General features: G+C 58.3%; 1 pseudogene. It reads left to right on the forward strand.

The features are described 5' to 3' along the window. A pseudogene (locus F0169_RS27195) lies at positions 1-556 on the forward strand (radical SAM protein); the annotation flags it as partial.

A 556-nucleotide genomic window follows, 5' to 3' on the forward strand; every position in this document is an offset into this window, starting at 1 on the left:
GCGTCCGGCAGCTGCGTCGAGACCGTTTACATTCCCCAGGGCAAACGCGGCACATTGTGCGTTTCGTCCCAGGCAGGCTGTGCCCTGGACTGCAGTTTCTGCTCCACCGGCAAGCAAGGCTTCAATAGCAACCTCACCGCCGCCGAAGTCATCGGTCAGGTGTGGATTGCCAACAAATCCTTTGGCAGCGTCCCGGCGACCGTCGACCGTGCCATCACCAACGTGGTGATGATGGGCATGGGTGAGCCGCTGCTGAACTTCGACAACGTGATTGCGGCCATGCATTTGATGATGGACGACCTGGGCTACGGCATCTCCAAGCGCCGTGTGACCCTGTCGACCTCTGGCGTGGTGCCGATGATCGATGAGCTGGCCAAGCACATCGACGTTTCGCTGGCGTTGTCGCTGCACGCGCCCAATGACGCATTGCGTAACCAATTGGTGCCGATCAACAAGAAGTATCCGCTTAAGATGCTGCTCGAATCGTGCCAGCGTTACATGGCGCCTTGGGGCGAAAAGCGTGTTGCTGACCATTGAGTACACTATTGCTCAAGGA

Origin of the sequence: Pseudomonas kitaguniensis (assembly GCF_009296165.1) — a bacterium.
Classification (GTDB): Bacteria; Pseudomonadota; Gammaproteobacteria; order Pseudomonadales; family Pseudomonadaceae; genus Aquipseudomonas; species Aquipseudomonas kitaguniensis.